Below are 9,616 nucleotides of genomic sequence, written 5' to 3' on the forward strand. Positions count from 1 at the left end.
ATACCTCGGGGGGTCCGAAGGACGGGGCAGAGCCCCCTTTGAGCGCGCACATTTCAACCTTGCGCAACGGCGTTGGTCTTGGTCTACGGACCCCATGAAAATATTGTTCCTCGGCGATGTCATGGGCCGCGCTGGCCGCACTGCAATTCTTGACCGGCTGCCCAAGCTGCGTGAGGCATGGCGGCTGGATTTCGTTGTGGTGAACGGCGAAAACGCCTCCAACGGGGCGGGGCTGACCGCGAAACACGCGCAGGCCCTGCTGGGGGCTGGGGCAGACGTTCTCACCTTGGGCGATCACGCCTTTGACCAAAAGGACATGATCCAGTTCTGCGAGGCCGAGCCGCGCATCATCCGTCCCCTGAACTTTTCCAAAGCCGCCCCCGGCAAGGGCGCGCGGGTGTTCGAAGCCACGCGGGGCCGGAAGGTACTGGTGGCCCAAGTGCTGGGGCAGGTGTTCATGAAACGCGCCTTTGATGATCCGTTTTCTGCCGTGGACACCGTTATGCGGGGCCACCCCATGGGCGGCGCTGTGCAGGCGTCTTTGATTGACATCCATTGCGAAGCCACGTCCGAGAAGATGGCCATGGGCCACTACTGCGACGGACGTGCGTCCATCGTGGTGGGCACCCACACCCATGTGCCGACCTCCGACACGATGATCCTGCCCGGCGGCACAGCCTTTCAGTCCGATGCGGGCATGTGTGGCGACTACAATTCCGTCATCGGCATGCAAAAGGAAGAACCCTTGCGCCGGTTCATCACCGGCATGCCAAAGGCCCGGTTTGAACCGGCCATGGGGGAGGCCACGCTCAGCGGGCTATACGTCGAAACCGATGACCGCACCGGCAAAGCCACGCGGGTTGAACCGGTCCGTCAGGGCGGACGGCTGGCCCAGCACGGGCCGGAATGACACCCTCCAACGTGCTGCCGTGGCTGGCCCTTGTGACCTTCGGGGCAGGCTGGGGCGCGATGCAGCCTGCCAACAAGATCGCCGTCGAGGGCGGGTTTGAACCTTTCGGGATCATGGTCTGGCAAGGCGTTGTGACGCTGATCCTTGCGGGGGCTTTGGCCGCGCGGATGGGCCGCCCGAAGGGACGTGCGCAATGGGCCATTTGTGCGCAGGTCGCGGTTTTGGGCACGTTGATCCCGCATTTCGCGTCCTTCACGGCGGTCACCCATCTGCCCGCTGGTCTGGTCGCGATCATATTGTCGACGATCCCGATTTTTGCCCTGTTGATGGGGCTGGCCCTGCGTCGCGAGGTCCTGACGACGGCACGCGCAGCGGGGCTTGCGCTGGGGTTCGTGGCCATGGTTCTGATCGCGACCTCACGCGGGGATGTAGGCGGCGGGGCGCTGTGGGCGGTGGCCGTGGGGCTGCTGGCGCCGCTGTGTTATGCGCTCAATTCCACCCTGCTGGCAGGACGCGGGATGGCGGGGCTGCACCCGTTGCAGGCCTTCGCGGGGGCGGCGGTGATCTTTCTTCCGGTGTCGATGATCGCCGCGATGCTGACGGGCCAGATCAAAGGCATCGGCGCAGACCTGCCCAGTCTGGCCGTGATCGCCACGGCGGTGGGCCATACCGTCATTTACACCGGCTTTTTGTGGCTGATTGGCGTGGCGGGCGCTGTCTTTGCCAGTCAAACCGCCTATTTGGTCACCGGATTCGGCATTGTGTGGTCGATGGTCCTGCTGGACGAACGCTATGCGGCGGGCGTGTGGATCGCGCTGGGCCTGATGTTTTTGGGGCTGACGCTGGTGCGTCCCGTGCGGTCACGACTTGCACCGGACAACGGGGCGCGCAACACTGTGCAGGGCGCAACTCCGCGTGGGTAAAATCTGACCAAGGGGCCAGAATGGTTGAGTATTTTGGACTGACACAAACGGGACAGGCGCTGCTGACGCTAGGCGTGGTCGCGGTGATGTTTGTGCTTTTTGTGCGCGAAACCTATCCCACAGAGGTCGTGGCGATGGCCGGCGTGTCGATCCTGCTGGCCTCGGGCGTGCTGCCCTATGACGTTGCCCTGACGGTGCTGTCGAACCCCGCGCCTTGGACCATTGCCGCGATGTTCATCGTCATGGGCGCGTTGGTGCGCACCGGATCGCTGGAAGCGCTGACAGGGCTGGCCGAACGCAACGCCAAGGAACGCCCCGTGCTGGCCTTGGCCGCGTTGATGGCCTTTGTCGTCGTGGCCTCGGCCATCGTGTCGAACACGCCTGTGGTCGTGGTGATGATCCCGATCTTTGTGCAACTGGCCAAAACCATGGGGATGAGCGCGTCAAAGCTGCTGATCCCGCTGTCCTACGGCGCGATTTTGGGGGGCACGCTGACCCTGATCGGGACCTCCACCAACCTGCTTGTTGACGGTGTGGCCCGCGCCGAAGGGTTGGAGCCGTTCACGATTTTCGAGGTCACGCCGCTGGGCATCGTGCTGGTGATCTGGGGCATGTTTTATCTGGGCGTGATCGCGCCGCGCCTGTTGCCGGACCGTGACAGCCTTGCGAACCTGCTGTCCGACCGGTCGAAAATGCGCTTTTTCACCGAGGCCGTGATCCCCCCCGACAGCAACCTGATCGGTCGTGAGGTGACAGGCGTGCAGTTGTTCAAACGCGAAGGTGTGCGGCTGGTGGACGTGGTGCGGGGCGATCTGTCCTTGCGGCGCGATCTCAAATCCGTGACCCTGCAGGTGGGCGACCGCGTGGTGTTGCGCACCGCCATGACGGAGCTGTTGTCCCTGCAACGCAACAAGGAACTGCGTCGCGTGGATCAGGTGTCGGCGGTGGAAACCCAGACGGTTGAGGTCCTGATCACGCCCGGTTGCAAGATGATCGGCCGGACGCTGGGGGCTTTGAGGCTGCGGCGGCGGTTTGGCGTCTATGTCTTGGCGGTGCACCGCCGCAACCAGAACATCGGGCGGCAGCTGGATGATCTGGTGGTGCGGGTCGGCGATACCTTGCTGCTGGAAGGATCGGGTGAAGACATCCAGCGGCTGGCGCTGGAGATGGATCTGGTGGATGTGTCCCATCCGTCGGCACGCGCGTTTCGCCGGTCGCACGCGCCGATTGCGCTGGCGGCACTGGTGGGGATCGTGGCATTGGCGGCCTTTGGCGCCGCCCCGATTTTCCTGTTGTCCATACTGGCGGTCACTGTTGTTTTGCTGACCCGCTGCATCGACGCGGAGGAGGCGTTCTCTTTTGTGGACGGACGGCTGCTTGCGCTGATCTTTTCCATGCTGGCCATTGGTGCCGCCCTGCAGGCCTCGGGCGCAGTGGCGCTGATCGTCGAGGCCGTCGCACCCGGACTGGCGCTGTTGCCGCCGTTTATGATCATCTGGGCGGTGTATCTGCTGACCTCGGTGTTGACCGAAACGGTCAGCAACAATGCGGTCGCGGTCGTGGTCACGCCCATTGCCATCGGGTTGGGTCAGGCGCTGGGGCTGGACCCGCGGCCTTTGGTGGTGGCGGTGATGGTCGCGGCGTCGGCCAGTTTCGCGACACCGATCGGGTATCAGACGAATACGTTGGTCTATGGACCTGGCGGGTATAAATTCAGCGATTTCATGCGGGTCGGCATCCCGCTGAACCTGAGCATCGGGATCTTGGCATCTGCGGTCATTCCGTTCATCTGGCCGCTTTAGCAGCACCAGAACACACACGACATTCAGGGGCGGTAGCGGCGCACGAAGGCGTGCAGGACGCGGGGCGCGTGGGACACATCTGCGGCGTGGACCAGTCTGGTCAACGCCTCAGCCTGATCGGGCGGGAAATAGCCTTTGGTGCGGTAGATGCGGATGCGGGTGGCAAAGCTGTGCGCGTCCGCTTCGGGGTGGAACTGCGTGGCGTAGACGTTGGATTTGTGCCGGATCATCTGGAAAGGGCAGACGGTGCCGGACAGAAGATGCGCGGTGTCGGGTGGCAGGTTTTGTACGGCTTCCTTGTGGCCGACAAAGGCATCAAAGCTGGGCGGCAGGTCCGCCAGAAGCGGATCAGCCTCACCCTGTGCCGTTTTCGTGCAGGTTGCGGCGGACACGCTTTCGCCAAAGCGCGCCTTGGACACATCGGCCCCCAGATGATGCGCCAGAATGCCGATGCCGTAGCAGCAGCCCATGAATGGCAGATCGTGGTCGGTGATCCGTGGCATCAGCGACAGGCAGGCGGCCTCGGCCCGGGCATCGGAGGGTGTTTTGTCGGCGGCCGCGTCGGACACGCAACCGGGGCCACCGCCCACGATGGTGCCGGCATAATCGCGCGGATCGAGATCGGGGAGGGGGTCACGATCCAGCCGGATGCGGTGGGTCTGATCCGCCTGCAACCCGCCCGCGCGCAAAATGGCCGCGTATTCGTCATCGCTTGCCTCGTCTTCGGGGCGCAATTGCAGGATGAGGAATTTGGTCATCGGACAGGACCCTCCGGGGGGAGTTTTCGGATCAGAAGAAAAGGGGCGTTGCGGCCTAAAGCGGCCAGAACACCAGGATTGCGGGGATGGAGACGGCGACCACAAGAAGTTCCAGCGGCAGGCCCATGCGCCAGTAATCCCCGAAGGAATAGCCGCCCGGACCGAGGATGAGGGTGTTGTTCTTGTGACCGATGGGTGTGAGGAAGGCGCTGGAGGCGGCCACAGCCACGGCCATCAGAAACGGGTCGGCCGAGACATTCAGGCTGTCGGCCATCTGGATGCCCACAGGGGCGGCCACGATGGTGGTTGCGGTGTTGTTAAGCACATCGGACAGGGTCATCGTCACCACCATCAGCACCGTCAGGATGATCCACGGAGCGAGGCCTTCGGTCAGGCCGACCAGCGCGCCCGCGATAAGTTCCGTGCCGCCAGAGGTTTCCAATGCGGCCCCCAGCGGGATCATCGACCCCAAGAGCACGACAACGGGCCATTCGATATGGGTATAGAGTTCGGACAGCGGCACGATTTTGGCCAGCACATAGGCCATCACCACAAGGCCCAGCGCGATGGGCAGATAGACCAGCCCGAAACTGGCCAGCGCCACAGCGCCTGCAAACAGGCCAATGGCCAGCCAAACCTTGGAATTGACCGTCACCGCCACGCCGCGATCTGCCAGAGGCAGGCAGCCCAGCCAGTCGGTCACGTCGGCGGCGGCATCATTGGGGGCCAGCAGCAACAGGATGTCGCCCGCCTGAATGACCGTCTTGCGCATTTGCGATTTGACCGGTTTGCCCTTGCGCGACAGCCCCATCAGCACGGTGCGCTGCCGCCATGCGAGGCCGATGGCGTCCGCGGTCTTGCCGGTGATACGGGAGGTTTCGGTGGCCACCACTTCGATCACCGTAAGGCCGTCTGAGGCCGCAGACAGAAGTTCTTCGCGCTTCGTGTCAGTGAAATCGAGGTTGAGGGCCGACCGGAATTCATCGAGCGCTTCTGGGGCGGCTTCGATGATGATGATGTCTTGCGCCTCAAGCGTCGAGTTCTGGGCAGTACCGTATCGGCGTTTGCCGTCCCGCATGAGACCCAGAATGGCGACATCGTTCTTTTCGGCGTCATCGTAGAGTTCGCGCAGGCGTTTGCCGATCAGTTTGCTGCCGTCAGGCACCGTCAGTTCGGCCAGATAATCGGTGTAGCTTTCCAAGGTGGCCCCGGCGGCCTTGCCGTCCGGGGTGGGGATCAGCCGCCAGCCGATCAGGGCCACAAAGATCAATCCCGCCAGTGCTGTGATCCCGCCCACCGGGGCGAAATCGAACATCGCGAAGGGTTCGCCGAAGGAGTCTTCGCGGATGGAGGCGATGATGATGTTGGGTGGTGTGCCGATGAGAGTGACCATGCCGCCAAGGATGGTCGCAAAGCTGAGCGGCATAAGGCTGAGCCCCGGTGAGCGGCCCGCCTTGCGGGCGGTCTGGATGTCCACAGGCATCAGCAACGCCAAGGCCGCGACGTTGTTCATGAACGCCGACAGCACGCCGCCGATGGCGCCCATGATAGCGATGTGGCCCCCCAGTTTGCGTGAGGCATCCACCAGTGTGCGGGTGATCAGATAGACAGCCCCCGAGCGCACCAGACCGGCGGAGACAACCAGCACCAGCGCCACGATGATCGTGGCAGGGTGGCCAAAGCCGGAAAACGCATCCTCGGTCGGGACCACGCCCAGAACGACGCCGACCAGCAAAGCGCCGAAGGCCACGATGTCATAGCGGAACCGGCCCCAAAGCAGCATGGCGAAGACCAGTCCGAACAGGGTGAAGAGGATGATTTGATCGGGTGTCATGGGGGGCGGCCTCTCGTTCACGAACAATCGCTGAGTGATTGCGCCTCGCACAACCTGTCGACATCCACAATGGTTCCTGTGGGCCGCTTTGCCAATGGGCGCCCGAACAAAGCGCCATTGCAGGCGGGGTATGCTGTGCCCTATAGAAGGCGCTGAAATCCAGATAAGACCGAACGGGAGACGACCCATGGCAGGCCATTCAAAATGGGCAAACATCCAGCACCGCAAAGGACGCCAGGACAAGATCCGCGGCAAGCTGTTCAGCAAGCTGTCCAAGGAGATCACGATTGCCGCCAAGATGGGCGATCCGGACCCGGACAAAAACCCCCGTCTGCGGCTGGCCGTCAAGGAAGCCAAGGGGCAATCCATGCCCAAGGACAACATCGAACGGGCCATCAAGAAGGCCACCGGGGGCGATGCCGAGGATTATGATGAAATCCGCTATGAAGGCTATGCCTCTGGCGGGGTGGCTGTGATTGTCGAGACGATGACGGACAACAAGAACCGCACGGCGTCGACGGTGCGGTCTACGTTCTCAAAGGCGGGCGGCAATCTGGGGGAGACCGGCTCCGTCGGGTTCATGTTCGACCGCAAGGGGCAGGTGGTCTATCCGGCCTCTGTGGGGGATGCGGAAACCGTGCTTGAGGCCGCGATTATGGCGGGTGCGGAGGACGTTCAAAGTGATGAGGAAAACCATGTCATCTTGTGTGCGGACACCGATCTGAACGAAGTGTCGAACGCGCTTGAGGCGGAATTGGGCGAATCTGAATCGACCAAGCTGATCTGGCAGCCCAACATCACATCGCCCGTTGATCTGGACGGTCTGACCAAGGTAATGAAGCTGGTCGAGGCGTTGGAAGACGATGATGACGTCCAGACCGTCACCACCAATCTGGATGCGCCCGACGACGTGATGCAGGCCTTTGCCGACAGCGAAGACTAGGCAGCGGGGGGCTAAATTTCTCGAAATTTAGCGCCTCCGGCGGAGGTATTTTTGAACCAGAGAGACGGGGCGGAGCGATGATCTGGGCGTTTGCGAACGGGTTCGGGCTGTCGTTGTCACTGATTGTGGCTGTGGGCGCGCAAAATGCCTTTGTCCTTAAACAGGGGCTGCGGCGCGAACATGTGGGGCCGCTGGTTTTGTTTTGCGCCGTTTCCGATGCGATTTTGATGGCGCTGGGCGTGTTTGGCTTCGGGGCTTTGACCCAAGCGGTGCCTGCGGTGGCCCCCGTCATGTTGTGGGTCGGGGCGGCGTTTGTGTTTGCGTACGGAATTCTCAGCTTTCGGCGCGCTTTTGCGGGGGGGGAGGCGTTGGACCCCACGGTTGCGCCCAAAGGATCCTTGCGCGCCGCTTTGGCGTTTTGTTTCGCGATTACGTGGCTGAACCCCCATGTTTATCTGGACACGGTGTTGTTGGTCGGGTCGGTGGCGTCCAAGTTTGAAGAGGCCCGCGTGGGCTTTTGGGCCGGGGCCAGCGCCGGGTCGGCGTTGTTTTTCGTGGCACTTGGATACGGCGCGCGGTTGCTTGCGCCGGTCATGATCAAGCCGCGTGCGTGGCAAATTCTGGAATTCATCATCGGCGTGGTGATGGTCGTGATCGCAATCGGTTTGGTCGTCAGCGCGGTTTAAGGTTGCGTCCGGCGCGTCGTGGGCGTTGAGTGCCGCCATGCCTGCGCAAGATCGTCCCCTCATTGGTGTGTTCTGGATGGCCCTGACGGGGCTGAATTTCGTCGCCGTTACGGCCATTGTGAAACATATAGGCGGGGATGTCCCTGCCGCCCAAGGGGCGTTTTTGCGGTATCTGCTGGGGCTGGTGTTTTTGATCCCCATGATCCGGCCCATTCTGGCGGCGCATTTAAGCGCCCGTCAGATCAAACTTTTTGCCGCACGCGGGGTCGTGCACACGCTGGCTGTCATCTTGTGGTTTTACGCCATGGCGCGCATTCCCATCGCGGATGTGACGGCCATGAATTATTTGTCGCCGGTTTATGTCACACTGGGCGCTGCCCTGCTGTTGGGCGAACGCCTTCCGCCGCGGCGGTTGATCGCGGTCATCTGTGCCTTGATCGGCGCGGTGATCATCCTGCGCCCCGGCTTTCGGGAGGTCGATGCAGGCCATATCGCCATGTTGGGAACGGCTGTGGGGTTTGCCGCCGGTTACCTGATCGCCAAGCAGCTGTCCGGTGAAGTGTCTGCGGCGGTCGTCGTGGGGATGTTGTCGATCACTGTCACGATTGGTCTTGCCCCCTTCGCCTACGCAGTCTGGGTGCCTGTCACCATGGGCGATCTGGGCTGGCTGTTTCTGGTCGCCTGTTTTGCCACCGCCGGACATTATTCCATGACGCTGGCCTTTGCGGCGGCCCCCTTGACGGTCACACAGCCGGTGACCTTTTTGCAGCTGATCTGGGCCGTGCTGCTGGGCTACTTCGTCTTTGACGAAGGCGTGGACATCTGGGTTGTGCTGGGCGGCACGGTGATCCTCGCCTCCGTAAGCTTCATCACATGGCGTGAAGCGCGGGCCAAACGGCAGGCCACGCCCGCGTCGTTTCAGACCAAGGGATAGACTCTGGAGGGGTGAGGCCCAATATAGGGGGCATGTCGCTGCCACCGGGATTCTTGGACGAATTGCGCAACCGGCTGTCCATCGGGCAGGTCGTCGGGCGCAAGGTCATGTGGGACCAGCGCAAGTCCAACCAGGGCAAGGGCGATTTGTGGGCGCCGTGCCCGTTCCATCAGGAAAAATCCGCCAGCTTCCACGTGGATGACCGCAAAGGGTATTACTATTGCTTTGGCTGCCACGCGAAGGGTGACGCGATCTCCTTCGTTCGTGAGACTGAGAATGTGGGCTTCATGGAGGCTGTGCAGATCCTTGCAGGCGAAGCGGGCATGACCATGCCCGCCCGTGACCCGCAGGCCCAGCAAAAGGCCGACCGCCGGACCCAACTGGCCGAAGTGATGGAAATGGCCGTGCAATTCTACCGGCTGCAGTTGCAAACCGGCGCGGGCGCACAGGCGCGTGACTATCTGGCAGGGCGCGGATTGGGCCCACAGGCGTTGGAGAGGTGGGAGATCGGATTTGCCCCACCGGGCTGGCAAAACCTGTGGGATCATCTGACCGGCAAAGGCGTGGCCGAAGACCTGATCCTCGGTTGTGGTTTGTCCAAGGCGTCGAACCAGGGCAAAAAGCCCTACGACACCTTCCGCCACCGGATCATGTTCCCGATCCGCGATGCCCGTGGGCGCGCGATTGCCTTTGGCGGCCGCGCGATGGACCCCGATGACAACGCCAAGTACCTGAACTCCCCCGAGACGGAGCTGTTTGATAAGGGCCGTAATCTGTTCAACCTCAAACCCGCGCGTGAAGCGGCGGGCAAAGGCCAGCCGCTGAT

General features: G+C 62.5%; 9 protein-coding genes. 7 read left to right on the plus strand and 2 right to left on the minus strand.

Annotated elements, in window-relative coordinates:
• Positions 1–94 precede the first annotated feature (94 nt).
• The 3 genes from QZ653_RS14330 to QZ653_RS14340 are packed head-to-tail and all read left to right on the plus strand — an operon-like array spanning position 95 to position 3,635.
• Positions 95–910: a TIGR00282 family metallophosphoesterase gene (locus QZ653_RS14330; RefSeq protein ID WP_296421082.1), complete on the plus strand. Its 816-nt coding sequence runs from the start codon at positions 95–97 to the stop codon at positions 908–910.
• Positions 907–1,833 (plus strand): DMT family transporter, encoded by a 927-nt coding sequence (locus QZ653_RS14335; RefSeq protein WP_296421084.1) that lies wholly within the window; start codon positions 907–909, stop codon positions 1,831–1,833. The genes QZ653_RS14330 and QZ653_RS14335 overlap by 4 nt, the downstream gene beginning before the upstream one ends.
• 20 nt (positions 1,834–1,853) lie before the next feature.
• Entirely contained in the window at positions 1,854–3,635 is a 1,782-nt protein-coding gene (locus QZ653_RS14340; RefSeq protein WP_296421086.1) for an SLC13 family permease, read from the plus strand.
• 23 nt (positions 3,636–3,658) lie between these two features.
• Here QZ653_RS14340 and QZ653_RS14345 read toward each other — a convergent pair whose 3' ends face one another.
• Both QZ653_RS14345 and QZ653_RS14350 read right to left on the minus strand, forming a co-directional pair.
• Positions 3,659–4,393, minus strand: coding sequence for a glutamine amidotransferase (locus tag QZ653_RS14345; protein ID WP_296421087.1), 735 nt, complete (start codon positions 4,391–4,393; stop codon positions 3,659–3,661).
• Positions 4,394–4,448: 55 nt separating this feature from the next.
• Positions 4,449–6,227, minus strand: coding sequence for an SLC13 family permease (locus QZ653_RS14350; protein WP_296421089.1), 1,779 nt, complete (start codon positions 6,225–6,227; stop codon positions 4,449–4,451).
• Positions 6,228–6,414: 187 nt separating this feature from the next.
• Between QZ653_RS14350 and QZ653_RS14355 the strand changes: the two genes are divergently transcribed.
• The 4 genes from QZ653_RS14355 to QZ653_RS14370 all read left to right on the plus strand — a co-directional run.
• Positions 6,415–7,170, plus strand: coding sequence for a YebC/PmpR family DNA-binding transcriptional regulator (locus QZ653_RS14355; protein WP_296421091.1), 756 nt, complete (start codon positions 6,415–6,417; stop codon positions 7,168–7,170).
• A 77-nt stretch (positions 7,171–7,247) separates the two neighbouring features.
• Positions 7,248–7,856 carry a LysE/ArgO family amino acid transporter gene (locus QZ653_RS14360; protein ID WP_296421093.1) on the plus strand — a complete coding sequence of 203 codons (609 nt, stop codon included), beginning with the start codon at positions 7,248–7,250 and terminating at the stop codon, positions 7,854–7,856.
• 37 nt (positions 7,857–7,893) lie between these two features.
• Positions 7,894–8,790, plus strand: coding sequence for a DMT family transporter (locus tag QZ653_RS14365; protein ID WP_296421095.1), 897 nt, complete (start codon positions 7,894–7,896; stop codon positions 8,788–8,790).
• Between the two features lie 32 nt (positions 8,791–8,822).
• A partial coding sequence (locus QZ653_RS14370) for a DNA primase (RefSeq protein ID WP_296421098.1) occupies positions 8,823–9,616 on the plus strand: 794 nt, incomplete at its 3' end.

Origin of the sequence: Pseudooctadecabacter sp. (assembly GCF_020627745.1) — a bacterium.
Classification (GTDB): domain Bacteria; phylum Pseudomonadota; class Alphaproteobacteria; order Rhodobacterales; family Rhodobacteraceae; genus Octadecabacter.